Annotated in this window: 22 protein-coding genes; 12 read left to right on the top strand and 10 right to left on the bottom strand. The window is 70.4% G+C overall.

All coding sequences use genetic code 11. The annotated features are described in order from the left end of the window. The first annotated feature begins 202 nt into the window (after window positions 1–202). The gene (locus ACFVKT_RS21355) at window positions 203–1,261 is read left to right on the top strand and encodes a DMT family transporter (RefSeq protein ID WP_385733724.1); all 1,059 of its coding nucleotides are present in this window, start codon (window positions 203–205) and stop codon (window positions 1,259–1,261) included. A gap of 247 nt (window positions 1,262–1,508) precedes the next feature. On the opposite strand, the gene ACFVKT_RS21350 is transcribed toward ACFVKT_RS21355, so the two are convergent. From ACFVKT_RS21350 to ACFVKT_RS21335, 4 genes are all read right to left on the bottom strand, one after another. Further along, window positions 1,509–1,841, bottom strand: a complete 333-nt coding sequence (locus ACFVKT_RS21350; RefSeq protein ID WP_385733722.1) for a MerR family transcriptional regulator — start codon at window positions 1,839–1,841, stop codon at window positions 1,509–1,511. Window positions 1,842–3,019: 1,178 nt separating this feature from the next. Further along, entirely contained in the window at window positions 3,020–3,466 is a 447-nt protein-coding gene (locus ACFVKT_RS21345; RefSeq protein ID WP_385733720.1) for a DUF2267 domain-containing protein, read from the bottom strand. A gap of 50 nt (window positions 3,467–3,516) precedes the next feature. Beyond that, a complete protein-coding gene (locus tag ACFVKT_RS21340) occupies window positions 3,517–3,912 on the bottom strand; it encodes a DUF2267 domain-containing protein (RefSeq protein ID WP_385733718.1) in 396 nt (131 codons plus the stop codon). A gap of 108 nt (window positions 3,913–4,020) precedes the next feature. Next, on the bottom strand, window positions 4,021–4,455 hold the full coding sequence (locus tag ACFVKT_RS21335) for an Hsp20/alpha crystallin family protein (protein WP_385733717.1): 435 nt from the start codon (window positions 4,453–4,455) through the stop codon (window positions 4,021–4,023). Window positions 4,456–4,584: 129 nt separating this feature from the next. Here ACFVKT_RS21335 and ACFVKT_RS21330 point away from each other — a divergent pair, with 129 nt between their 5' ends. After that, window positions 4,585–5,253 carry an HSP18 transcriptional regulator gene (locus tag ACFVKT_RS21330; RefSeq protein ID WP_385733715.1) on the top strand — a complete coding sequence of 223 codons (669 nt, stop codon included), beginning with the start codon at window positions 4,585–4,587 and terminating at the stop codon, window positions 5,251–5,253. A 220-nt stretch (window positions 5,254–5,473) separates the two neighbouring features. Here the strand turns inward: ACFVKT_RS21330 and ACFVKT_RS21325 are convergent, their stop codons facing one another. Beyond that, a complete protein-coding gene (locus ACFVKT_RS21325) occupies window positions 5,474–5,782 on the bottom strand; it encodes a helix-turn-helix domain-containing protein (RefSeq protein WP_385733713.1) in 309 nt (102 codons plus the stop codon). Window positions 5,783–5,992: 210 nt separating this feature from the next. Between ACFVKT_RS21325 and ACFVKT_RS21320 the strand changes: the two genes are divergently transcribed. Genes ACFVKT_RS21320 through ACFVKT_RS21285 form a run of 8 tightly spaced genes read left to right on the top strand, consistent with a single transcriptional unit; the run spans window position 5,993 to window position 16,426 of the window. After that, window positions 5,993–6,955, top strand: a complete 963-nt coding sequence (locus tag ACFVKT_RS21320) for a TIGR03084 family metal-binding protein (protein WP_385734222.1) — start codon at window positions 5,993–5,995, stop codon at window positions 6,953–6,955. Next, on the top strand, window positions 6,952–8,709 hold the full coding sequence (locus ACFVKT_RS21315; RefSeq protein WP_385733711.1) for an acyclic terpene utilization AtuA family protein: 1,758 nt from the start codon (window positions 6,952–6,954) through the stop codon (window positions 8,707–8,709). Before ACFVKT_RS21320 ends, ACFVKT_RS21315 begins: the two co-directional genes overlap by 4 nt. Next, window positions 8,706–10,304, top strand: coding sequence for an acyl-CoA carboxylase subunit beta (locus ACFVKT_RS21310; protein WP_385733709.1), 1,599 nt, complete (start codon window positions 8,706–8,708; stop codon window positions 10,302–10,304). Before ACFVKT_RS21315 ends, ACFVKT_RS21310 begins: the two co-directional genes overlap by 4 nt. 44 nt (window positions 10,305–10,348) lie before the next feature. After that, window positions 10,349–12,193 (top strand): acetyl/propionyl/methylcrotonyl-CoA carboxylase subunit alpha, encoded by a 1,845-nt coding sequence (locus ACFVKT_RS21305; protein WP_385734220.1) that lies wholly within the window; start codon window positions 10,349–10,351, stop codon window positions 12,191–12,193. 56 nt (window positions 12,194–12,249) lie between these two features. Continuing rightward, a complete protein-coding gene (locus ACFVKT_RS21300) occupies window positions 12,250–13,410 on the top strand; it encodes an acyl-CoA dehydrogenase family protein (RefSeq protein ID WP_385733707.1) in 1,161 nt (386 codons plus the stop codon). Between the two features lie 51 nt (window positions 13,411–13,461). Next, window positions 13,462–15,027: a 4-coumarate--CoA ligase family protein gene (locus ACFVKT_RS21295; protein WP_385733705.1), complete on the top strand. Its 1,566-nt coding sequence runs from the start codon at window positions 13,462–13,464 to the stop codon at window positions 15,025–15,027. Then, window positions 15,024–15,758: an enoyl-CoA hydratase family protein gene (locus ACFVKT_RS21290; protein WP_385733703.1), complete on the top strand. Its 735-nt coding sequence runs from the start codon at window positions 15,024–15,026 to the stop codon at window positions 15,756–15,758. The genes ACFVKT_RS21295 and ACFVKT_RS21290 overlap by 4 nt, the downstream gene beginning before the upstream one ends. Continuing rightward, entirely contained in the window at window positions 15,746–16,426 is a 681-nt protein-coding gene (locus tag ACFVKT_RS21285) for a TetR/AcrR family transcriptional regulator (protein WP_385733701.1), read from the top strand. Before ACFVKT_RS21290 ends, ACFVKT_RS21285 begins: the two co-directional genes overlap by 13 nt. A 23-nt stretch (window positions 16,427–16,449) precedes the next feature. Here ACFVKT_RS21285 and pdxH read toward each other — a convergent pair whose 3' ends face one another. Continuing rightward, entirely contained in the window at window positions 16,450–17,160 is a 711-nt protein-coding gene (gene pdxH / locus ACFVKT_RS21280; protein WP_385733699.1) for a pyridoxamine 5'-phosphate oxidase, read from the bottom strand. A gap of 304 nt (window positions 17,161–17,464) precedes the next feature. Here pdxH and ACFVKT_RS21275 point away from each other — a divergent pair, with 304 nt between their 5' ends. Continuing rightward, the gene (locus ACFVKT_RS21275; protein ID WP_385733697.1) at window positions 17,465–18,565 is read left to right on the top strand and encodes a citrate synthase 2; all 1,101 of its coding nucleotides are present in this window, start codon (window positions 17,465–17,467) and stop codon (window positions 18,563–18,565) included. Window positions 18,566–18,590: 25 nt separating this feature from the next. Here ACFVKT_RS21275 and ACFVKT_RS21270 read toward each other — a convergent pair whose 3' ends face one another. The 3 genes from ACFVKT_RS21270 to ACFVKT_RS21260 all read right to left on the bottom strand — a co-directional run bounded on the left by ACFVKT_RS21270 (window position 18,591) and on the right by ACFVKT_RS21260 (window position 22,144). Further along, entirely contained in the window at window positions 18,591–19,625 is a 1,035-nt protein-coding gene (locus ACFVKT_RS21270) for an isopenicillin N synthase family dioxygenase (protein ID WP_385733695.1), read from the bottom strand. 517 nt (window positions 19,626–20,142) lie between these two features. Then, window positions 20,143–21,495: an RNA-guided endonuclease IscB gene (iscB, locus tag ACFVKT_RS21265; protein ID WP_385734218.1), complete on the bottom strand. Its 1,353-nt coding sequence runs from the start codon at window positions 21,493–21,495 to the stop codon at window positions 20,143–20,145. A gap of 538 nt (window positions 21,496–22,033) precedes the next feature. Beyond that, window positions 22,034–22,144: a nucleotidyltransferase family protein gene (locus ACFVKT_RS21260; RefSeq protein WP_385733693.1), complete on the bottom strand. Its 111-nt coding sequence runs from the start codon at window positions 22,142–22,144 to the stop codon at window positions 22,034–22,036. Between the two features lie 290 nt (window positions 22,145–22,434). Here ACFVKT_RS21260 and ACFVKT_RS21255 point away from each other — a divergent pair, with 290 nt between their 5' ends. Further along, window positions 22,435–23,829, top strand: a complete 1,395-nt coding sequence (locus tag ACFVKT_RS21255) for a PAS domain-containing protein (protein ID WP_385733691.1) — start codon at window positions 22,435–22,437, stop codon at window positions 23,827–23,829. A gap of 75 nt (window positions 23,830–23,904) precedes the next feature. On the opposite strand, the gene ACFVKT_RS21250 is transcribed toward ACFVKT_RS21255, so the two are convergent. Continuing rightward, complete coding sequence (locus ACFVKT_RS21250) at window positions 23,905–24,660, bottom strand: SIS domain-containing protein (RefSeq protein WP_385733689.1); 756 nt, start codon at window positions 24,658–24,660, stop codon at window positions 23,905–23,907. Window positions 24,661–24,943: the final 283 nt, after the last annotated feature.

Genomic DNA, 24,943 nt, shown 5'->3' with positions numbered 1-24,943 from the left:
CCATGCATGGCGCGACGCGGGTGAGCCATGCATGGTCCGACGCGGGTGAGCCATGCATGGTCCGATGCGGGTGACCCATCGCACCTTGCGGTCAGTGGTAAAAGAGGTTCACAGTCCTGACTTAGTCCATTACCCTGGACTGGAAAGTGCAGCAGGATAGACGAACATCGCTACCTCGACCCGAACTTCCTGGACGGCTCCCGTGAACCTCCCCAGCTCTGAAGTGGCCACGACGACCACAGAGCCCGCTGTCGCCGCAGCGGCAGCCGCTTCCGCGGAAGGTGCGGGAGGTGCGGGAGGTGCGGAAGGTTCCGCGAAGGGCTCCGGGCGACGGGCCGCCCTGGGCCCGCTGGGCCTGGTCCTCGCCGGCGGCATCTCGGTGCAGTTCGGCGGCGCGCTGGCTGTCACGCTGATGCCGCGTGCCGGGGCGCTCGGCGTCGTCACCCTGCGGCTCGCGGTGGCCGCGATCGTGCTGCTGGTGGTCTGCCGGCCCAAGGTCCGCGGGTACTCGCGCGCCGACTGGGGCACCATCGTCGTCTTCGGCGTCACGATGGCCGCGATGAACGGCCTGTTCTACCAGTCGGTCGACCGCATCCCGCTGGGCGCCGCCGTCACCCTCGAAGTGCTCGGCCCGCTCGCTCTCTCCGTCCTCGCCTCCCGCCGCGCCCTGAACCTCGTCTGGGCGGGCCTCGCCCTCGCGGGCGTCTTCCTCCTCGGCGGCGGAGGGTTCAGCAGCCTCGACCCCCTCGGCGTCGCCTTCGCCCTGTCGGCAGGCGCCATGTGGGCGACGTACATCATCTTCAGTGCCCGTACGGGGCGACGCTTCCCGCAGGCGGACGGGCTCGCGCTCGCCATGGTGGTCGCGGCGGTGCTGTTCCTGCCGCTGGGGATCGTGGAGTCGGGCTCGAAGCTGCTGGTCCCCTCGACGATCGCCCTGGGCGCCTCGGTGGCCGTCCTCTCCTCCGTCCTCCCCTACACCTTCGAACTCCTCGCCCTGCGCCGCCTCCCCTCCTCCACCTTCGCCATCCTCATGAGCCTCGAACCGGCCCTCGCCGCCACCGCCGGCTTCCTCGTCCTCAACCAGTCCCTCTCCGCCATGCAGGCCCTCGCGATCGCGCTCGTCATCGCGGCGAGTATGGGCGCGGTGCGGACTCAGGTGGGGCGGGGGAAGGCGCGGGGGCTGGAGCCTGACCCGTCTCCGGCGCAAAGCAGCCCGCCTGCTCAAGGTCGGCCACGACAGCCTGGACGGCGCGCTCGGTGATCTCGCGAGAGGCGGCCGTATCCCGCATCCGCGTGCTCGGGTCATGTGCGACGGATACCAGCACCCGCGCGTGGTGAGTCAGGAAGGGCTCAGGAAGGTCTATCGCCAGCCTGGGCGATCCATGGTTCAGCAGCCTCGCTTCACTGACCGATCCCTCCCCGAAGGGGGCAAGCATCTCCTGCGTGATCAGCGAAGGACTGCCGGGAGGGCCGATGGCGCCCGGCCGATGGCGCCCGGCCTCTTCAGGTCACGGCCGGTGGGTTAGCCGATCGGCGGCGCGGCGGTGTTCGGCGTTGATGCGCTGGGCTTCTTCGAGCTGGTCTTCGAGGATGACGATGCGGCAGGCGGCCTCGATCGGGGTGCCGTGGTCGACGAGTTCCCGGGCGCGGGCGGCGATGCGCAGCTGGTAGCGGGAGTAGCGGCGGTGTCCGCCCGCGGAGCGGAGCGGGGTGATCAGGCGGGCTTCGCCGATGGCGCGCAGGAAGCCCTGGGTGGTGCCGAGCATCTCGGCGGCCCGGCCCATGGTGTAGGCGGGGTAGTCGTCGTCATCGAGTCGGCCGTACGAGTCGTCTGCTGTCATCGCACCTCTCTGTGGAACGCGCTGGAGGGGCCCTGGTGCCATTGGCACCAGGGCCCCGAAGGAACTGCTACACCATCTGCCGGCCCTGGTACTGCGCCGGCCTTCTGTTTCCGCAACCCCGACCGAGCTGCTGTCGGGGGTGCTGGGATCGCGGTTGCTTGACCGGAGACCACCTCACTATCGATGTCCTGCGGTACCCGGGTTCAAAGTTTCGGCCCGGGCGATCCTGATGGCGCTCGGCTCCTCCGTTCTTTCCCTCTTGATCGACTGTTTGCGATGGGAACTGCGTACTGCTGGTCCTGCCTACTGCTCTGTACTGCTGGTGATGCGAACTGCTGGTGACCTGAGTAAGCGCCACTCTTCGGCAGCCAGCCCCGTCGCCCGTCCTGCGTCTGCTCTGGCTTGGAACCCCACTGCCGAACCTCCCGGCACGCGCGCCCGCAGCCGACGCCTTTACCGAGGAACCACTGACTACGCACTGCTGGTACTGCGATTTGCACTTGCGGGTACTGCACTTGCGTCAACTGCGGTCCTGCTCACGGCGGCCCCTGATCACTGCGGGCCACCCGGTCCGGTCGTCAGCCCCGTCGCCGTCCTGCACCAACCCTGGCTTCGGAACTCCACCACCGCACCGTCCTGCGCACTGCAACTGCATACCGCTGCCCGGCAGTTCGTGTCTGCCGGGCCCTGCTCGATCTCGGCTACGAGAGAAACCATAACCACACCACCACCCAATGTCTACTTCGGCCGACATAGATTTTCGCGTGCGTGTCTCTGAGGTAATCGGGCTGCTGGGTTGAACGGCTGCGGGCGGGGGCACGAGGACCGGCCAGGTGGGGCCGGACACCGACCACGGATGCCGGAGCGCGCGATGACCGCGGTGAGCGCCGAGCGCACAGCCCCTCGTTCCCCCTCTCCGCCGTCGCCGAGGCGCGCCGGGCCGCCCGGGCCTTCTCGAGGCCCTCGGGCGGCCGGGAGCAGGCCGACACGGTCGTCCTGCTCGTCTCCCTCGTCTCCCTCGTCACCAACGCCCCGTGCCACGGTGGTGGCGCCTATGCCCGCTGTTTCACCTTCCGCCCCGGCGCGATCGAGGTCGCCGTCGAGGCTGCCGGCCCGCGGATGCCGCGGATGCGGACGCCCGACCTCGTCGACGGGACAGGGGGATTCGGAAGGCCGAGTCAGGCGGCGGCGTGCTCGGGCCGGCGCAGTTCGGCCTGGCCGAAGAGGAGGGCGTAGCCGCCGGGGAGCCGGCGCAGGATCCGGGCGAGGAGGTCGGGTCCGGCGAGGCGGGTGACGGCGGCGAGGACGGCGCCGGTGTCCCAGCGAGCGGTGGCCGGGGTGGCGCCGGTGCGTGCGGCCAGGTCCTTGACGAAGCCCCAGCCGGTGAGGTGTTCGGTGTCGGGGATCTGGGCGGTCAGGGTGAGGGCGGCCTCCACGGGCAGGCGCCGGGCGAGGTCGACGCGTTCGTCGCCGGTGAGCTGGCGTCCGAGGGCGGCCAGGACGTGGTGAACGGCTTCTGCGGCGCGTTCGCGGGTGGGGTAGGCGCCTTCGTAGCGCACGTGTTCCAGCATCTGGTCGAACGTCATGGCGTGATGGGCCGGGTTCGGTCGAGGCTGGGCGTACATGGCTGCGGTTGCCTTTCTCTGCGAAGGATCCGGCCTCCGGCCGGTGGCGGTCAGGTGGGCTGGGGGTGCCCGAAGAGGAGGTCGTAGCCGTGCGGGAGCTGGAACAGGATGTCGCGGATCAGGACGTCACCCGCGGCGGCGGCCGCGGTGGACAGAACCGCGCCGATGTCCCACAGGGCCGTCGTCTCGGTGGCGCCCTCGATCCAGGCCGCGGTCGCACGGACGAACCGCTCCGGCGAGAGCGGCTCCGCGGCCTGCAACGGGTTCAGGAGGATCAGGGCGTACGCCTCGGGCAGCCGGGCGGCGAGTTCGGCCCGAACGCTGCCCACCAGGTGTGCGCCCAGCAGGGCCAGGACGACGCGGGCAACGCGGTCGGCGTCTTCCGGGGTCTCGTACTCGCCGCGCTCCTGGACGTGGGCCAGGAACGCCTCCCTGCGCATCGACATCACATCACCTCCGGAAAGGGGTGAAGGGTTCACAGGGGGTGCGGAGGGCGGGGTGCCGGAGGGGGATCGGCTCTCACCGCCCTCCGCTGCCGGCTGGTACTGGAGGGTTCAGCCGGAGATCTGCCTGCGGCCGCGCTCGCCGCCGATGCTGATCTTGCGGGGCTTCGCGCGCTCGGCGATCGGGATCCGCAGGGTCAGGACCCCCGCGTCGTAATCGGCCTGGATGTGCTCGGTGTCCAGGGTGTCGGCCAGGACGACCTGGCGGGAGAAGACACCCAGGGGACGCTCGGAGAGCTCCACCTTCACGGAGTCGGCCTTCGCGACCGGGCGGCGCTCCGCCTTCACAGTCAGCATGTTCCGCTCGACGTCGATGTCGATCGCCTCGGTGCTCACACCCGGCAGGTCGAAGGCGATCACGTACTCCTCGCCCTCACGGTAGGCGTCCATCGGCATCACGGACGGCTTCGACCAGGTCCCGGACGTACCCGACAGCTGCTGGACGATCCGGTCCATCTCGCGGAACGGGTCAGTGCGCATCAACATCGCGAAACACCTCCAGTCGGTTCAGGCAGAAACTGCCAATGCGCTTCAACGTGCTCCCGTTGTAGCATGTCATCGAAACGATGACAAGTTCAGCGTCATCGGGAAGATGACGAGACGACGGAGAGTCCCATGACCGAACCCGCCCCGCCGACCACGCCCGTTCCCTTCCTTGCGGCCGCGGCGGCTCTGGACGCCATCAACCAGTCCGTGAGGGAGGCGCAGCAGTCCTCCAGGCAAACGCCTGCGCCCTCAGCGTCACCCGCGGCCGGCTCCGGCCCGCATTCGGCCCTGGCGGCACTGCTGACGCTGCGCGAGGTCCGCGAACAGCTCGCCGGCTGGGAGAGCGGGCTGATTGAAACCGCCCGCAGCGAGGGTGCGAGCTGGGCCGAGCTCGCCGGACCCCTCGGGGTCGCCAGCCGCCAGGCCGCCGAACGCCGCTACCTCCGCCTGCGCCCCGGCACCCCCGGCTCCACCGGCGAAGAACGCATCCAGGCCACCCGCGACACCCGCGCCGCCGACCGCACCGTCACCGCTTGGGCCCGCGACAACGCAGCCGACCTCCGACGCCTGGCCGCACAGATCACCGCCCTCACCGGCCTGCCCGCCGACGCAGCCGACGCGGTCGGCGCCCTGAACCTGGCCCTTGGTCACGACGACGCCGCTCGTCTCGTGCGCCCCCTGACCGACACCCGGGCCCATCTGCGGCCCGAGGACACCGAGCTCGCCGCACGCATCGACGCCCTGACCCTGCACACCGAGCAACTCCGCCAGACCACTCAGGGCCAGCGCGGCACCTGAGCAGCACCCGCCCCGGGAATCGGCACCAACGGCCTGGGGTGCGCTCTACCCCGGAAAGCCGGCCGGCGCCCGACCTCGGGGCCGGGCCTCGGCGGGCAAGTCCGGATGCCGGGGGCTTCGGGTCCGATGGCGCTCCCGCAAACGACAACTCGGGGAGACCGCACAGAGGTGAGCTGTCCATCCCGAGGGTGCCGGCGGCCGGCCAGTAGCTCGTCCACGTTCACGTCCACGTCGACGTCGCCGGTCTCGCGGCATGCTCGATCCACTCCGCGCCCCGCACACGTACGACGTTCTCGCGCCGCGAAAACACCCCGTCCGTTCCCAGCGCCGCGTTCGTTCGCTCGGCGAAGTCGCGGGTGGGGGCCTTCTTGGTGGTCTCGATCTGCCCGATCAGGGACCCCGTACAGACAGAAGATGCAGCTGCCCAACTGGCCTGCTTGAGCTCCGCCGACTCCCGGACGCGGCGCAACTCGCTCCCGAAGATGTCCAGCGGGGAAGCGCTGGGAGCGAGTTCGCGGAGATTCACCACGTGTCGGCCTCTCCAGGTCGAACGCGGCACGGCGTCGACTTCGATCTTTAGCCGAGGGGAGTCACTCGCGCGCACGCCGTTGCGTGAATCAACAATGCAAGCACGCTTGCTTGTTTCTGCGGTCGCTGCCATGCTCCGAAATGCAGCACGCATCGCGCCGCACGCATCGCGCACCGCATGCACATCGACGGCCCCGAGGGGAGCGCCATCGTGTTCGACCCGTCGTCCGTGATCGACGATCTGTACCGGGAGAGCGAGGAACTCGACCGGCTGGTGGGCAAGTTGGAGGAGGGCGACTGGGCCCTTCCGACGCCCGCCGAGGGGTGGAGCGTCGCCCATCAGATCGCGCATCTCGCGTGGACCGACCGGGCCGCACTGATCGCGATCACGGACGCGGAGGCGTTCGGACGGGAGACCGAGAAGGCGTTCGCGGCGGCCGGTTCCTTCGTGGACGAAGGCGCCGAGGAGGGGGCGCGCACGGCGCCCGAGGAGCTGCTCGCCACCTGGCGTGCGGGGCGCGGGGAACTGGAGCGCGCACTGCGCGCCGCGCCCCTGGGCGTGCGCTTCCCCTGGTACGGCCCGCCCATGTCCGTCGCGTCCATGGCCACCGCCCGCGTCATGGAGACCTGGGCCCACGGGCAGGATGTGGCCGACGCCTTGGGCGTGGTGCGCGCACCTACGGACCGGCTCCAGCATGTGGTGCGCATCGGTGTGCGGACACGGAACTTCGCCTTCGGGGTACGAGGGCTCTTCGCGCCGAATGAGGAGTTCCGGGTGGAACTCGTCGGCCCGGCGGGGGAGTTGTGGACGCACGGGCCAGAGGACGCCGCCCAGCGTGTCACCGGCCCCGCGCTCGACTTCTGCCTGCTGGTCACCCAGCGCGCGAACCGTGCAGATCTCGCCGTACGGGCGCAGGGACCCGACGCCGACAAGTGGCTGGACATCGCGCAGGCGTTCGCGGGGCCCTCCGGCGCCGGCCGCGCACCGAAGTCCGGCACAGAGCACGCGCCGAAGTCCGGCACCGGGCATGCACCAAAGCCCGGCACCGGGAGCGCACCGAAGTCCGGCACCGGGCATGCACCGAAGTCCGGCACCGGGAGCGCACCGAAGTCCGGCACCGGGCATGCACCGAAGTCCGGCACCGGGAGCGCACCGAAGGGGATGGCGCGATGACCGGCGTCGCCCCCCTCCGCATCGGCAACGCCTCCGGCTTCTACGGCGACCGCTTCGACGCCATGCGCGAGATGCTCACCGGCGGTCCGCTGGACGTCCTCACCGGTGACTACCTCGCCGAGCTGACCATGCTCATCCTGGGGCGGGACCGTCTGAAGGACCCCCGGCGCGGATACGCCAAGACCTTCCTGGGCCAGCTTGAGGAGTGCCTCGGTCTCGCGCACGAGCGTGGGGTACGTGTCGTCGCGAACGCCGGCGGTCTCAACCCGGCTGGACTCGCCGACGCCGTACGGGAGTTGGCGGACCGGCTCGGCATCCCGGTCCGGGTCGCGCATGTCGAGGGCGACGAACTCGGCTCCAGGTACCCGGAGAGCCTCGCCGCGCACGCCTACCTCGGTGGCGCCGGAATCGCCGCCTGTCTGCGCGAGGGCGCGGACATCGTCGTCACCGGGCGGGTGACGGACGCGGCGCTGGTCACCGGCCCCGCCGTCGCCCACTTCGGCTGGGGGCCGGGGGAGTACGACCGGCTCGCGGGCGCCGTGGTCGCCGGGCACGTCCTGGAGTGCGGCGCCCAGGCCACCGGCGGCAACTACGCCTTCTTCGCCGAGCACGACCCTGCCGTTCTCCGGCACCCCGGCTTCCCGCTCGCCGAACTCCACGAGGACGGCACGAGCGTCATCACCAAACACGACGGCACCGGCGGGCTCGTCGACATCGGTACGGTCACCGCGCAGCTCCTGTACGAGACGGCGGGCGCCCGGTACGCGGGGCCCGACGTCACCGCCCGGCTCGACACCGTCAGGCTGACACAGCAGGGCCCCGACCGCGTTCGCATCGACGGCGTGCGCGGCGAGGCACCGCCCCCCACCCTCAAAGTCGGCCTCAACCGGCTCGGCGGCTTCCGCAACGAGGTCGTGTTCGTGCTGACGGGGCTCGACATCGAGGCGAAGGCCGCCCTCGTCCGGGACCAGATGGACACCGCGCTGGCTTCGGCCAAGTCCCGCCCCGCCGACGTGCGTTGGGAGCTCGCCCGCACCGACCACCCCGATGCCCCCACCGAGGAGACCGCGAGCGCGCTGCTCCGGCTCGTCGTACGGGACCCCGACCAGCATGCGGTGGGCCGGACCTTCAGCGGTGCCGCCATCGAACTCGCCCTCTCCGGATACCCCGGGTTCCATGTGATGGCGCCACCTGGAACGGGCGCCCCTTATGGGGTCTTCGAGGATGTGTACGTCCCCCATGGCGACGTCGACCATGTGGCCGTCCTCCACGACGGACGCCGTATCGCTGTGGACCCGGCCCACGACACCCTCGTACTCGAAGGACTCGAAGGACTCGAAGGACTCGAAGGACTCGAAGCACTCGAGGCACTCGAAGACGCGCCGGAACCGCGTCTGCCCAAGCCCCCGCCATCCGGTATGCCCACCCGCCGCGCCCCCCTCGGCCTCGTCGCCGGCGCCCGCAGCGGCGACAAGGGCGGGAACGCGAACGTCGGCGTATGGGTCCGTACGGACGCGGCCTGGCGATGGCTCGCTCACACCCTCACCGTCGACCGGTTCCGCGAACTCCTCCCGGAGAGCGCCGACTTGACCGTCGTACGCCATGTGCTGCCGAACCTGCGCGCCCTCAACTTCGTCGTCGAGGGGATCCTCGGCGAAGGCGTCGCCTCGCAGGCCCGTTTCGATCCCCAGGCCAAGGCGCTGGGCGAATGGCTCCGCTCCCGCCACCTCGACATCCCGGAGACGCTCCTGTGACCGTCATCTCCTCGGCGCTCGACACGCGGAGCCCCGACTACGCCGCCAACCGCGAAGTCATGCTCACCAAGCTCACCGAGCTGGAAGCCGAGCACGCCAAGGCGCTCGCGGGCGGCGGCGAGAAGTACGTCGCCCGGCACCGCAAACGCGGCAAGCTGCTCGCCCGGGAACGCATCGAACTGCTCCTGGACCCCGACACCTCCTTCCTTGAGCTGTCGCCGCTCGCGGCCTGGGGGAGCGATTACGCGGTCGGTGCCTCGCTGGTCACCGGGATCGGTGTCGTCGAGGGCGTGGAGTGCCTGATCACGGCGAACGACCCGACCGTGCGCGGCGGCGCCAGCAACCCGTGGAGCCTGAAGAAGGCCCTGCGGGCCAATGACATCGCCCTCGCCAACCGGCTGCCCTGCATCAGCCTCGTCGAGTCGGGGGGTGCCGATCTGCCGTCCCAGAAGGAGATCTTCATCCCCGGGGGCGCGATCTTCCGCGACCTCACGCGGCTGTCGGCGGCCGGAATCCCGACCGTGGCCGTCGTGTTCGGGAACTCCACCGCCGGAGGCGCGTACATCCCCGGTATGTCCGACCATGTGATCATGGTCAAGGAGCGGGCCAAGGTCTTCCTCGGCGGGCCGCCGCTGGTGAAGATGGCCACCGGCGAGGAGAGCGACGACGAGTCGCTGGGCGGCGCCGAGATGCACGCGCGCGTGTCGGGCCTCGCGGACTACTTCGCCGTCGACGAGCAGGACGCGATCCGGCAGACCCGGCGTGTGGTCGCCCGCCTCAACCACCGCAAGGCGCACGCCGATCCGGGCCCGGCCGTACCGCCGAAGTACGACGAGGACGAGCTCCTGGGGATCGTCCCCGGAGACCTCAGGCACCCCTTCGACCCGCGCGAGGTCATCGCCCGCCTCGTCGACGGCTCCGACTTCGACGAGTTCAAGCCCCTCTACGGGACGAGCCTCACCACCGGCTGGGCGACGCTCCACGGCTATCCCGTCGGCATCCTCGCCAATGCCCAAGGGGTGCTCTTCAGTGCCGAGTCTCAGAAGGCGGCCCAGTTCATCCAGCTCGCCAACCAGCGCGACATCCCGCTCCTCTTCCTGCACAACACCACCGGCTACATGGTCGGCAAGGAGTACGAGCAGGGCGGCATCATCAAGCACGGCGCGATGATGATCAATGCCGTCTCCAATTCGAAGGTCCCTCACCTCTCCGTGCTCATGGGGGCTTCCTACGGAGCCGGTCACTACGGCATGTGCGGGCGGGCGTACGACCCGCGCTTCCTCTTCGCCTGGCCCAGCGCCAAGTCCGCCGTCATGGGCCCCCAGCAGCTCGCCGGCGTCCTGTCGATCGTCGCCCGGCAGTCCGCCGCCGCCAAGGGGCAGCCGTACGACGACGACGCCGACGCCGCGCTGCGCGCCATGGTGGAGCAGCAGATCGAGTCGGAGTCCCTGCCGATGTTCCTGTCGGGGCGGCTGTACGACGACGGGGTCATCGACCCGCGTGACACCCGCACCGTCCTCGGCATGTGCCTGTCCGCGATCCACACGGCGCCCTATGAGGGCGCGCGCGGTGGCTTCGGCGTGTTCCGGATGTGACGGACCCAATGAACCCAGTGGACCCAATGAATCCGGTGGACCCAGTGATTTCGACACTCCTTGTCGCCAACCGTGGCGAGATCGCCTGCCGCGTCTTCCGCACCTGCGCCGAGTTGGGGATCCGGACCGTCGCCGTGCACTCGGACGCCGACGAGAACGCCCTCCACGCGCGCGTGGCCGACGCGGCGGTACGGCTGCCGGGGGCGGCGCCCTCGGAGACGTATCTGCGCGGCGACCTGATCGTGAAGGCGGCCCTGAGTGCCGGCGCGGACGCCGTGCACCCCGGGTACGGATTCCTTTCCGAGAACGCCGACTTCGCGCGGGCCGTGCTCGACGCCGGGCTCGTGTGGATCGGTCCGCCGCCCGAGGCGATCGAGGCGATGGCGTCGAAGACGCGCGCCAAGAAGCTGATGGGCCTCGAACCCCTGGCCACGGTGACGGAGGGCGACCTCCCCGTGCTGGTGAAGGCGGCCGCGGGCGGCGGCGGACGCGGTATGCGTGTCGTATGGGAACTCGCCGACCTCGACGCCGAGTTGACCGCCGCCCGCGCCGAGGCCCTCAGTGCCTTCGGCGACGGGGAGGTCTTCGTCGAGCCCTATGTGGAGGGCGGCCGGCATGTCGAGGTGCAGATCCTGGCCGACACGCACGGCACCGTGTGGGCGCTCGGCACGCGCGACTGCTCGCTCCAGCGGCGCCACCAGAAGGTGATCGAGGAGGCCCCGGCGCCCGGCCTCGCACCCGCGCTGGTGGCGGAGCTCCACGAGCTGGCCGTACGAGCCGCACGCGCCGTCGACTACGTGGGCGCCGGCACCGTCGAGTTCCTGATCGCCGACGGCAGGGCCCACTTCCTGGAGATGAACACCCGCCTCCAGGTCGAACACCCCGTCACCGAAGCCGTCTTCGGCATCGACCTCGTGGCGCTCCAGCTCCAGGTCGCCGAGGGCGCCGTACTGGGAAACGAGCCCCCACGCGCGCGTGGCCACGCCATCGAGGCCCGCCTGTACGCCGAGGACCCGGCCCACGCCTGGGCCCCGCAGACCGGCACCCTGCACCGCCTCGCCGTCCCGGCGGGCATCCGCCTGGACACCGGCTACACCGACGGCGACCCCATCGGCATCCACTACGACCCGATGCTCGCGAAAGCCGTCGCGTACGCCCCCACGCGCGCGGAGGCCCTGCGCAAGCTGTCCGGCGCCCTGGAGCGGGCGAGCATCCACGGCCCGGTCACCAACAGGGACCTCCTCGTGCGGTCGCTGCGGCACGAGGAGTTCGTGTCGGGGCGGATGGACACCGGCTTCTACGAGCGCCACCTGGAGGAGCTCACCGGGGCGGCCCCGGACCCGTACGCTCCGCTCGCCGCCGCGCTCTCCGACGCGCACGGCCGCTCCCGGTTCGGCGGCGGCTGGCGCAACCTGCCCTCGCAGCCGCAGACCAAGCGCTACCTCGTCGACGGCACCGAGCACGAGGTCCACTACCGGCACACCCGCGACGGCCTCACCGCCGAAGGGGTACGCGTCGTGCACGCCGACGACCGTCTCGTCGTACTCGAAATCGACGGCGTACGGCGCAAGTTCGAGATCAGCCGCTACGGCGACCGGATCCACGTCGGCGCCACGACCCTCACCGCGCTGCCGCGCTTCCCCGACCCGACCACCCAGCAGGCGCCGGGCTCGCTCCTGGCGCCGATGCCGGGGACCGTCGTCCGCGTCGCCGAAGGCCTGGCCGCCGGAGCCGCTGTGACGGCCGGACAGCCCCTCGTCTGGCTGGAGGCGATGAAGATGGAGCACAAGATCTCCGCGCCCGCCACAGGCACGCTCAGCGCCCTTCATGCCGCTCCTGGCCAGCAGGTCGAGGTCGGCACCCTTCTGGCCGTGGTCGCGCCCCTTTAGGGGCGCGAGGAATCGCGCGACCAGCCACGACTCAGCCGCACCTTCCAGGAGACCCCATGAGCCCGGCAACAGAGACCGAAGAACACAAAGACCTCCGAGCGGCCGTAGCCGCGCTCGGCAAACGCTACGGCCGCGACTACATCAACAGGGTCATCGCCGACGGCGCCCACCCCGACGAACTCTGGTCAGAGGCAGCCAAGCTCGGCTACCTAGGTGTCAACCTGCCGGAGGAATACGGCGGCGGAGGCGGCGGCATAGCCGAACTCTCCATCGTCCTGGAGGAGTTGGGTGCCGCCGGCTGCCCCCTGCTGATGATGGTCGTGTCGCCGGCGATCTGCGGCACGGTGATCAGCCGCTTCGGCACCGACGAGCAGAAACAGGAGTGGCTCCCCGCCCTGGCGGACGGCACCCGCACCATGGCCTTCGGCATCACCGAACCCGACGCGGGCTCCAACTCCCACCGCATCACCACCACCGCCCGCCGTGATGGCGAGGAGTGGGTGCTCAACGGCCGCAAGGTGTTCATCTCCGGCGTCGATGTCGCCGACGCGACCCTCATCGTGGGCCGTACGGAGGACGCGCGCACCGGCCGTCTCAAGCCCTGTCTGTTCATCGTCCCGCGCGACGCCGACGGCTTCGGGCGGCGGCAGATCGACATGGAACTCCACGGCGCGGAGAAGCAGTTCGAGCTGACCCTGGACGACGTGCGGCTGCCCGCCGGCGCGCTCGTCGGCGACGAGGACGCGGGCCTGCTCCAGCTCTTCGCCGGACTGAACCCCGAGCGCGTCATGACGGCCGCCTTCGCGATCGGCATGGGCCGCTACGCGCTCTCCGTGGCGATCGCCTACGCCAAGGAACGCACCGTCTGGAAGGACCCCATCGGCGCCCACCAGGCCATCGCGCACCCCCTCGCGCAGGCCCACATCGAGCTCGAACTCGCCCGCCTGATGATGCAGAAGGCGGCCCACCTGTACGACGCGGGCGACGACCTCGGTGCCGGGGAGGCCGCCAACATGGCCAAGTACGCGGCCGGAGAAGCCTGTGTGAAGGCCGTCGACCAGGCCGTGCACACCCTCGGCGGCAACGGCCTGACCCGCGAGTTCGGCCTCGCCTCGCTGATCACGGCGTCGCGCGTGGCCCGTATCGCACCGGTCAGCAGGGAGATGGTTCTCAACTACATCTCCCACCAGACCCTGGGCCTGCCCAAGTCTTACTGAGCCGTGCTAGGCAGTGGGATGCCAGTCGCCCAGCCGTCGCCAGGAGGAACCGTGTTCCGGAGCCAGTACGAAGACGTCACGGCCGTCGAGGAACCCATCCACGACGCGGTCCTCGGCCGCGCCGCCGAGCGCGGTGACACACCCGCGCTCATCGACGGGGTCGACGGCACCACCCTCACCTACGCCCAACTCGACGTGTTCCACCGCCGGCTGGCCGCCGGGTTCGCCGAGGCGGGCGTCGGCAAGGGCGACGTACTGGCCCTGCACAGCCCGAACACCATCGCCTTCCCGACGGCGTTCTACGCGGCCACGCGCGCGGGGGCGTCGGTCACGACCGTGCACCCGCTCGCCACGCCCGAGGAGTTCGCCAAGCAGCTCCGCGACTGCGCCGCGAGCTGGATCGTGACCGTCTCGCCCCTCCTGGAGACGGCACGCCAGGCCGCCGAACTCGCGGGCGGCGTACGGGAGATCTTCGTCTGCGACCAGGCGCCCGGCGTGCGCTCGCTGATGGACCTGCTGGAATCCGAGGCGCCCGAACCGCATATCGACATCGACCCCGTGGAGGACATCGCGGCCCTCCCGTACTCCTCGGGCACCACCGGCATCCCCAAAGGCGTGATGCTCACCCACCGGTCCATCGCCACCAACCTCGCGCAGCTCTGGCAGTCCGTGCCGATGGGCCCCGGCGACCGCATCCTCGCGGTGCTGCCCTTCTTCCACGTCTACGGGCTGACGGCCCTCATGAACGCGCCCCTCAAGCACGGCGCCACGGTCGTCGTCCTCCCCCGCTTCGACCTCGAAACCTTCCTCGCGGCCATCCAGAAGCACCACATCAACGCCCTGTACGTGGCCCCGCCGATCGTCCTCGCCCTCGCGAAGCACCCGGCCGTCGCGCAGTACGACCTGTCGTCCCTGAAGTACATCATCAGCTCGGCGGCCCCCCTGGACGCCGCTCTGGCGGACGCCTGTTCACGCCGGCTCGGCCTGCCGCCCATCGGCCAGGCGTACGGCATGACAGAACTCTCGCCCGGCGCCCTCGTCGTCCCCCTGGACGCCGAAAACCCGCCCTCCGGGACCGTCGGCAAACTCATCGCCGGCACGGAGATGCGCATCGTCTCCCTGGACGACCCCGCCGAGGACCTGGAAGTCGGCGAGGCGGGCGAGATCGCCCTCCGCGGACCCCAGGTCATGAAGGGCTACCTCGGGCAGCCCGACGCCACCGCCGCGATGATCGACCCGGACGGATGGCTGCACACCGGGGACGTCGGCTACGTCGACGCCGACGGCTGGGTCTTCGTCATCGACCGTGTCAAGGAACTCATCAAGTACAAGGGCTTCCAGGTCGCCCCCGCCGAACTCGAAGCCCTGCTGCTCACCCACCCCGGCATAGCCGACGCCGCCGTCATCGGCGTCTACAACGACGACAAGAACGAGGTTCCGCGCGCGTACGTGGTGCGCCAGCCGTCCGCCACCGACCTCTCCGAAGGAGAGGTCATGATGTACGTCGCCGAACGCGTCGCCCCGTACAAGAGGGTCCGCGAGGTCACCTTCATCGACAGCGTGCCGCGCGCGGCTTCGGGCAAGATCCTGCGCCGCCAACTCCGGGAGCACCAGTGACCCTTGTGCACACGGCGCACGACCGCGCCGTCACCACCCTCACCCTCGACTCACCCGCCAGCCGCAACGCCCTGTCGGCAGCGCTCGTGGGCGAACTCGCGGACGCCCTCACCCATTGCGGCAAGGACAGCGACGTACGCGCGGTCGTCCTCACCCACACCGGGAACACCTTCAGCGCGGGCGCCGACCTGCGCGACCCCCCGCACCCGGACGCCCTCGTCGCACTGCTGCGGCACATCGTCGAACTGCCCAAGCCGGTGGTGGCCCGGGTGACCGGACACGTACGCGCGGGCGGCCTCGGCCTGCTCGGCGCCTGCGACATCGCCGCCGCCTCCCTGGAGGCCACCTTCGCCTTCACGGAAGTACGCGTCGGCGTCGCCCCGGCCGTCATCTCCCTCCCGATCGTGCCGCGCGCCGACCCCCGCGCCCTCGCCCGCTACTACCTCACCGGCGAACGCTTCGACGCCACCGAGGCCGTCCGCACCGGGCTCCTGACGGCGGCGGGCGAGGACGTCGACGTAACCCTGGCGCCCGTCCTCGACGGACTCCGCCGGTCCTCGCCGCAAGCTCTCGCCGAGACGAAGTCGCTGCTCACGGCTAAGGTGCTGGAGGCCTTCGACCGGGACGCGGCCGACCTGACCGCGCTCTCGGCCCGGCTGTTCTCCTCCGCGCAGGCCCGCGAGGGAATGACGGCCTTCCTCGAAAGACGGGATCCCGCATGGGTGGTGTGACCACGACCGACGGCACGGCCGATGGCAGGACCGGCAGCTCGGCGGACGACAGCGCACTCGAGGGAGCGAGGGAAGCCGCCGTGCGTGCGCCGCACGTGCCCAAGCAGGACCGGAGCCGGGCCACCCGGCAGCGGCTCCTGGCGGCGGCCGTGGCCTGCCTCGCCGAACACGGCTGGGCGGGCTCCACCGTCTCCGTCGTCGCCGAACGCGCCGGCGTCTCCCGGGGCGCCGCCCAGCACCACTTCCCGACCCGCGAGGACCTCTTCACGGCGGCCGTCGAGTACGTCGCCGAGGAACGCTCCACCGCCCTGCGCGCCCTCTTCCCCGAGGGCGCCGCCGACCGCCGCGAGGTGGTCACCGCCCTGGTCGACCTCTACACCGGCCCCCTCTTCCGCGCCGCCCTCCACCTCTGGGTCGCCGCCTCCAACGAGGAACAGCTCCGCCCCAGGGTCACGGAACTGGAAGCCCGCGTCGGCCGCGAGACCCACCGGATAGCCGTGGAACTGCTGGCCGCCGACGAGTCCCGCCCGGGGGCACGGGAGACCGTCCAGGGGCTCCTCGACATGGCCCGGGGCCTCGGCCTCGCCAACCTGCTCACCGACGACGGGGTGCGGCGGGAGAGAGTGGTCGCGCAGTGGAGCAGCATCCTGGACGGGACCCTCGCCTGAGAAGATTCAGGAACCGGCCGGCTTCAGGGACTGAGCCGCTCCACCCTCCAGCCGCCGTCCGCCTCCACCACGTACCGCAGCCGGTCGTGCAGCCGGTTCTCGCGGCCCTGCCAGAACTCGACCGTCTGCGGGGCGATCCGGAAGCCGCCCCAGTGCGGAGGCACCGGAACCTGCTCGCCCTCCGGATAGCGGGCACTCAACTCCGCGTATGAGGCGTCCAGTTGAGCACGGGAGCCGATCACCGAGGACTGGACACTGGCCCACGCGCCGAGCTGGGAGCCGTGCGGCCGGGTCCGGAAGTACGCGGCCGTCTCGTCGCGTCCCGTACGCCGCGCCGTGCCCGTGACGATGACCTGACGGGCCATCGGGTGCCACGGGAAGAGCAGCGAGACGTACGGATTGGCGGCCAGGTCGCGGGCCTTGCGGGACTCGTAGTTGGTGTAGAAGACGAAGCCCTGCTCGTCGTACTGCTTCAGCAGCACCGTGCGTGAGCTGGGCCGGCCCTCCGCGTCCGCGGTGGACACGACCATGGCGTTCGGTTCGTACACCGCCCCCTGCTCCGCGGCCCGCACGGCCTGGCCGAACCAGCGCGCGAACTGTTCCATGGGGCGGGCGGCCAGCTCGCCCTCGGCGAGCCCCTCGGCCCGGTAGTGCTCGCGCATCGCGGCGGGGTCGAGAGCGGGGCCGAGAGCAGGATCGAAGCGACGATCGAGGTCGGGGTCACGGTCGGTCACATGGTCATCTTGCCCTATGTGCGCGCTTGCCCGGCGGGGTGTGACGCATCGCTGAACGGGCATCTGCATGGCACTGAGTGCCGCGCACTCTCCCCAAAGGTGGCACTCGGAGATATCGTGCTGCTTCCGAGACGGTTGGGTGACCGCCCACCGCACGGGGCATCACCGGAGTGACGTACCGGATCGCGAGTCCATGAGGAGACCGCGAAACCGGACGTACACCCCTCACCACAGACATATGGTCCCAAGAGCCACTGAAGCCCCCCATAAAACATCCGTCGCACACATCATGAGGAGCCGCCTGATGTCCGACTTCGTACCCGGACTCGAGGGAGTCGTCGCTTTCGAGACGGAGATCGCCGAACCGGACAAGGAGGGCGGCGCTCTCCGGTACCGAGGCGTCGACATCGAGGATCTGGTCGGCCATGTCTCCTTCGGAAACGTCTGGGGACTCCTCGTCGACGGAGCCTTCAACCCCGGACTGCCGCCCGCCGAGCCGTTCCCGATTCCCGTCCACTCCGGCGACATCCGCGTCGACGTACAGTCCGCGCTGGCGATGCTCGCCCCCGTGTGGGGCCTGCGTCCCCTCCTCGACATCGACGAGCAGCAGGCCCGCGACGACCTCGCCCGCGCCGCCGTCATGGCGCTGTCCTACGTCGCCCAGTCCGCCCGCGGCCAGGGCAACGCCATGGTCCCGCAGCGCGAGATCGACAAGGCGCAGTCCGTCGTGGAGCGCTTCATGATCCGCTGGCGCGGCGAACCGGACCCCAAGCACGTGGCAGCCGTCGACGCCTACTGGACGTCCGCCGCCGAACACGGCATGAACGCCTCCACCTTCACCGCCCGCGTCATCGCCTCCACCGGCGCCGACGTGGCGGCTGCCCTCTCCGGAGCCGTCGGCGCCATGTCGGGCCCGCTGCACGGCGGCGCACCCTCGCGCGTCCTCGGCATGATCGAGGAGATCGAGCGCACCGGCGACGCCGACGCGTACGTCAGGCAGGCCCTCGACAAGGGCGAACGCCTCATGGGCTTCGGCCACCGCGTCTACCGCGCCGAGGACCCACGCGCGCGCGTGCTCCGCCGTACCGCCCGCGACCTCGGCGCACCCCGCTTCGAGATCGCCGAAGCCCTGGAGAAGGCCGCCCTCGCCGAACTCCACTCCCGCCGCCCGGACCGCGTCCTGGCGACGAACGTCGAGTTCTGGGCCGCCATCGTCCTCGACTTCGCCGAGGTCCCGGCACACATGTTCACCTCGATGTTCACCTGCGCCCGCACCGCCGGCTGGTCCGCGCACATCCTGGAGCAGAAGCGCACGGGCCGGCTCGTCCGCCCCTCCGCCCGCTACATCGGCCCCGGCACCCGCGGCCCCCAGGAGATCCCCGGCTACGAGGACATCTCGCACTGAGTCCAGTGCCGTAAGCCGCCGGTCGTCACGCGGGAGCCAGCAGCCCCGCGTGATGACGGGCGGCGACCAGCGGATGCGCCCGCAGCTTCCCCTTCAGCTCGTTGAAGCCGTACTCCGCGAAGAGCGGATTCGCCGGATCCGCCGTCGCCCCGGGCGCGACGGACGCGTGCGGGAAGGGCAGCGGCTCGACACGGGCGTCCAGGCGCGGGTTGTAGAAGAACGGCACCGAGAACCGCTCGGTGGCACCGGCCGGACTCACCACCCGGTGGTTCGTGGCCAGCAGATACCCGTCGGTGGCCACCTCAAGCAGCTCACCCAGATTCACCACGAACGCCCCAGGAACCGGCGGCACATCGTGGAAGAGCCGGTCGTCCCGCTGCACCTGAAGCCCCCCGACCCGGTCCTGGAGCAGCAGCGTCAGGAACCCGTAGTCCTTGTGCGCGCCGACCCCCTGGTCACCGCCGTCGACGGCGCTCCCCGGATACCGCACCAGCTTCAGGTGCGGATGGGCGTGCGCCCCGAGGACGGGCTCGTAGAAGTCGGCGGGCGCCCCGATCGCGGTCAGCAGCTCCCGCAACAGCCGCGCCGCGACGACGCTCAGCCGCTCGATCCAGGTCAGCGCGGCCACCCGCAGCTCCGGCAGCGCGTCCGGCCACTGATTGGGCCCCTCCAGCCACCAGTACGCCGGCTCGCCCGCCCCCGGTGTCCTGGCGGGCCGCTCCGCCCCGATGTCGAGCTGGTCCCGCCAGTCCCGGCTGCCTCCCGTGAGCTCGTCCCCGGTGCGCGTGTACCCGCGGAAATGCGGCGAGTTGACGTTCTCGATCGCGAGCCGATCGGCCTCCGGAAGCGCGAAGAAACGCCGCATGGCGCGCAGCAGGGCGTTGGTCTCACCCGCGCTCACTCCGTGCCCGACGAGCTGGAAGAACCCCACGTCATGAGCGGCGCTGTGCAACTGCGCGTGCAACAGCGCACGCGCCTGCGGCCCGCGGTCGGCGGCCGAGAGATCGATGATCGGAAGCTGGTGGTACGGGAAGGGGGAGGACGTGTTCGTCGTCGTCATGGTGTGCGTCCGCGGGGTGTACGGCGGCCAGGGCGCCGCCAGCAGGAAAGAGGCGGGCCACGGTTGCCAAGCGAGAGAGAAAGGAGGAGGGGTCGAGGTCAGCCGGACCCCGGACACCCCATGCTCGTGACGCGGAGGAAGTCCACGTGTCGGCGTCGTACGAGCATCGGAAGCATGGCCCCAGAGTACTGCGAACCCCCCGATTCGCAGGCGCCCTATCTCAGACACCCACAGAATCTCAGACACCCACCGAACGCAGGCGACCCGCGGGCTCTGGTCCCTCCGCCTCTCGGCGAAGGAGCCGGCCGGACGTACCGGCGAGCCCGCGGGTCGGGTGACTGCTGGAGATTGGGCCGGCTGCACGCACAGAACACGCGCTGGTCCGGCACCGCACTGGGTGTGGTGACGGGCTACTAGCCCGCAGCCACCTCGCTCGTCCGGTTGCCATACATCTGCCGGATCACCTCCTTTTCTATCTCTAGCGTGCCGCCCACTTTAGGAACGGGTCGAACACGGCTCAACCGGTTTTTCGAAAAGGTTGTGGCAGGAGTTCTCGCCGGGTGGAGTATCCGTATCCGTCGCCCCGCTGCATGAGTCGTAGGTTCCAGTGGGAGACGTTGAAGCGGCCCGCCGGTGTTGTGAGACTGTGCTGCCCCCTGGCTCGTACGGAGATACGCCCCGTCCATGTGCCTGTCCACTTGCCGGAGGGCACGTTGGCACGTACGAGATCTCCAGTGACATACCCGAAGTGCTGCTTCACCCGGGCCCGGCTGAGGCGGGGGAACCCGAACCGGTCTGGAGTAGTGCGGGCGTATGAGCCGCGCCCGGTGGCTTTGGCGACGAGGACCTCTTCCGGCAACCGGACGATGGCGTCGCCGTCCTCGTGATTCAGGCATCCGACGGACAGGGCGTCCAGGGTGTGAGTCTTGTTGAGCCCCATAGCCACGCGGTTCCACTTGGTGCGGCCGCCCGACCATGGGTGGACTGGTCTGTCCAGGTGTTCCAGTGCCGCTGTGAGCCGCCAGCGGGTCGTGTTCATGACTGCGGCGTCATGGAGTGGCGTCTTGACCTGCTGAAGGATCTTCGCGAGGCGATCGGGCCGGTCGGCCAGGAAGACGGCGACGGGCGTGCTGCCTTTGGCCTGGTTACAGGGAACGCAGGCGAGGACGAGGTTCGAGATGCGGCCGGAGCCGCCACGGCTCCGGGGCCGGAGGTGGTCGACATTCAGCGGTACGCCGGTTGCGTCGCAGTAGGCGCAGGCTCGGTTCCACTTGGCGTGGAGGTAGGCACGGGCTTCGGTTCCGGCGAGCGTGCCCTGTTGGTACTCCGCTCCGGTGAGGGGCTTTCCCGCGCTCATGGAGTGCGTGTCGAAGGCGGCGCGCTCTACGTGGCTCTCGGTGATGGGTGCGTATCGACACATGCGCTTCGCCAGGGACAGAGTCGTGTCGACGCGATGGCGCAGCGAGGGAGGCAGCCAGCCTTCTGGGTGGGTGCGGTTGTCTGAACGGGGTTGTCGGTAGCGGCAGTTGGCCGACCGTCGCCTGTTTCGGTATCCGGCGCGCTGCTGCATGCACATGTGGATCTGGTCGCCCCGGTGCTGGAGCTCGATGGAGACCAGTCCGCGCCTTACGGTGACAGTGGCACCGCGCGCGCTGGTCTCCTTCTTCTCGTCGGTGAGGGCGAGACCTGTGCCTTTGGAACCGGGGTCGATGCGTAACTGCACGCCGTCGACTTCCGATTCGGCGAGCGTTCGGTCTCTCAGCCGGATGGTGAAGGGGACCTGCCGTGCGACCACGGCCCGCCCCTTGCCGAGGAGTTCGCGTGCGCGGGCGGGGTGGCAGGGCATCAGAGGCTGTCCTTCCTTGGACAGGACGAAGACCCTGCTTGCGCCGATGCCACCCGCGTAGGTGTGCTCGTCCGGGGGAACGTCACCGTTCCCGTTCTCTGCCGTCTCCGCTCCCGAAGGAGCGGTTTCGGCGTGACGCCGACGGGTTCTGGCGCCGTGCCCGTCGGTCTCCCCTCGCCCATGTTCCCTGCCGGTGCCCCGCGCAGCGGCGGGGTGTCCGTGAGCCGTTTCGTCCCTGCTCCCAGGGGTGTCTGCTCCCACGGATTCCAGAGCCTGGCGCTGAGGAAGCACGCCAGGGTGGGTCTTCTGTCCTACAGGAAACGTAGTCATCAGGGGCACCTCCCTGATCTTGCGGATCGTGATGACTTGGGCTGGTCACTCGGCCTGTACGTCACGGCACAGGCTTCGGCTTGCGACCGAGGAGCGAGTGACCTCCCTTCTCGTGTGTGCAGACGACGCTAGCGATCAAACGCCCTTGGGGAGCCGAACGCCCTCGAAAGCGCCCATCTGTGCGAACAATCCCAATTCCCCGAACGCGCAGCCGATCTTGGTGCTATCCAGGTCACCCCAGTACCCGCACCTCAGGCCACTTCCGCCGCCACCGCTCCGCCTTGGTCTCGTACATCGCTCGGGGTGTGAGAACCGGATTCGGTCGCACCAGAAGGTTGAACATGTCAGCCAGCCCCTGCGGGGCAGAGAGGTGGACGCGGGCTTCGTTGGAGTGGTGTTCCGCGAGAGGATCGATTGCAGGGCGCCGAGCTGGGGGTCGAGGGGCAGGCGGGCGATCGTCGGAGATGTCCCTTGCGGCTGGTCACTGGGCCGGCGGGGGCGGGAATTCGGTGTACAACGATTTCGTCCAATCTTTGGGGAACCAGGTGTGGGCTGGGTCACGTTCGAGTTGAATGGTGGTGAGTGAGCGAACTGTCGCGTCGTACGTGCGGACGCAGCCTGCAGGGGGTCCAGGTGAGTGCTTCCCGGCGTAGTGGGACCACCGATGAGCTGGGGCCCGATGAGCCCGAGCGGGATGGTTCGGATCTTCTTGCCGCGCTGCTCGACGGGATGGACGCGGCGCTGTGCGCCTTTGACGTCGACGGGGTCGTGACGCACTGGAATCGTGAGGCCGAGCGGATTCTCGGCTGGACGGCCGCCGAGGCCGTCGGGCGGCAGGGGTTCGCCGGGTGGGCCGTGCGGACCGCCGACGCGGCGGAGGTCGAGGGGCGGCTGCTCTCCGCCATGGAGGCGCCCGGGCGGCAGGTGAACGAGTTCGCGCTGCTGACCAAGGACGGCGGCCGGGTGCTCGTACGGACCCAGTCGGCCGCGGTGCGCGGGCCCGACGGGAAGCCCGCCGGGGTGTACTGCGCCTTCAGTGAGGTGCACGCGCAGATCGATCTGGAGCGGTCCATCGCCCTGAGCGAGGCGTTGTTCGAGGACGCGAGCTGGGGTGTGGTCCTCGTGGACGCGGATCTGCGCCCCGCCGTCGTGAACGCGCACGCGGCCCGTGCGCTCGGCATCGGGCGTACGGCGGTTCTCGGGCGGCCCCTGGGGGAGCTGCTCTCCCAGGGTGTCGAAGAGCTGGAGAGCGCGCTCACGCATGTGCTCGCCGAGGGCGCGCCGCCCGCTCCGGCCGAGATGTGGGTGAGCGTGCGGACGCAGGAGGGCGGTGAGTCGCGGCGCTGCTGGCGGAGCGGCTTCCTGCGGCTCGCCTCGCCGCTCACCGAGGAACCCGTCCCGCTGGGTGTGGGGTGGCTCTTCCTGGACGTGACCGAGGCCAAGCAGACCGAGCAGGAGGCGGCGCTGCTGCGGTTCCGGGCCAACCAGTTGCACCGGGCGGCGCGGGCGGCTGCCGAGTGCGAGGACCCGGCCGAGGCGGCCACCGTACATCTGGACTTCTCGCTCGCCGGGTTCGCCGATCATGCGCTGGTCGACCGGGTGTCCGGGGGGTCGGTGGGGGACGGCGAGGGGCCTGTGCGGCTCGTACGGGCCGCCGCCACGCCCTCCGGGGCGCCCGGGCCGAGCATGCCGGGCGGTAAGGCGGGGCTGCCGGTGCGGTACGCGGACGGGCATCCGGCCTTGCAGTGTGTGGAGCGGGCCGGATCGGTGCGCGCGAGTGCGCGGGAGACGGAGCCCGCGCGGGCCCGGGAGTGGGCCGTGACGCGGCAGTGGCCGCCGGATTCGGTGCACGCGCTGTGCGCGGTGCTGCGCAGCCGGGGGCGGACGCTGGGTGTCGTGACGTTTCTGCGGGGCGCGGGGCGCAGCCAGTTCGAGCGTACGGACGCGACGTACGCGGAGGACGTGGCCGTACGGATCGCGATGGCGCTGGATCTGGAGGATCTGCGGGACCAGGCGGGGCGCGGCTGAAGGGTGGGAGCTCCCCCTGCCGCCTCCGCGGTCCCCGGGATGCCCCCGCCGGCTCAGTACGAGTAGAACGTCGGCTTACTGCTGGTAGAAGATCCGGTCCCCGTACTCCGTCAGCACCCGGTTGTTCCACTCGGGGCCGCCGTCGACGTTGCCCGAGCGCAGCAGCGGGGGCTCGATGCCCCGGTCGGCCAGGGCGCCCGCCGCGGTGGCCATGACGGCCTGGAGGAGGGCCGAGGTGACGACCGTGGAGGCGGGGGCGAAGGGGGCCTCGATGGTGTCCAGGGTGAGTTCGGCGTCGCCGACCGGGATCCTGGAGTCGAGGACGATGTCGCAGTGGTCCTTGAGGTAGGTCCCCGAGGTGTGCCGCGACTTCGTCTCCGTCGTATACGCGACGGAGGTCACGCCGATGACCTTGAGGCCGAGGGCGCGGGCGCTCATGGCCATCTCGACGGGGAGCGCGTTGCGGCCCGAGAGGGAGATGATCACGAGGAGGTCGCCGGAGCGGGCCGGGCTGGATTCCAGGACGACGGTCGCCAGGCCGTCGACCCGTTCCAGGGCCGATCCCAGGGTCGCCGGCATGACGTCGACGCCCACGACGCCGGGTACGACGAGCAGGTTCATCAGGGCGAGGCCGCCCGCGCGGTAGACGATGTCCTGGGCGGCGAGTGAGGAGTGTCCGGCGCCGAACGCGAAGAGGCGTCCGCCGGCGGCGACGGTGTCGGCGATCAGTGTTCCGGCCGCCTCGATCTCGCCGGCGTCCTCGTCCCGCACCTGCTGCAGAAGACCGATCGCGGCGTCGAAGAACTGCCCGGCCAGCTTGCCTTCGCTCATCGGCTGAGCCCCTTCGAAGTCTCACCAAGCCGCGTCGGCGTCGACGCGTCGCGGATCACGGTGCGGTCTGGACCAGCGCGCTGTCAATACGACGTGGGACACGGCGGGCAATACGGTCGGCAGTACGGCGAGGGGCTTTTATACGAGGTTTTCGACCCCGGCGTACGGGGTTCTCGTCTCCGGGCCCGTGCCTCGCGCGGAGGTGCTGGTAGGCACTTGAAACCAGGTGGTTCCAACGGCGAGGCACGGTTGTCAGTGGTATGCGTCAGAATTGAGTCCAGGG

It is taken from the genome of Streptomyces sp. NPDC127595, from assembly GCF_042671685.1.
Taxonomy (GTDB): Bacteria; Actinomycetota; Actinomycetes; order Streptomycetales; family Streptomycetaceae; genus Streptomyces.
Note: the sequence above shows the minus strand (reverse complement) of the source record. Positions and strands in the feature narration are given on the sequence as shown.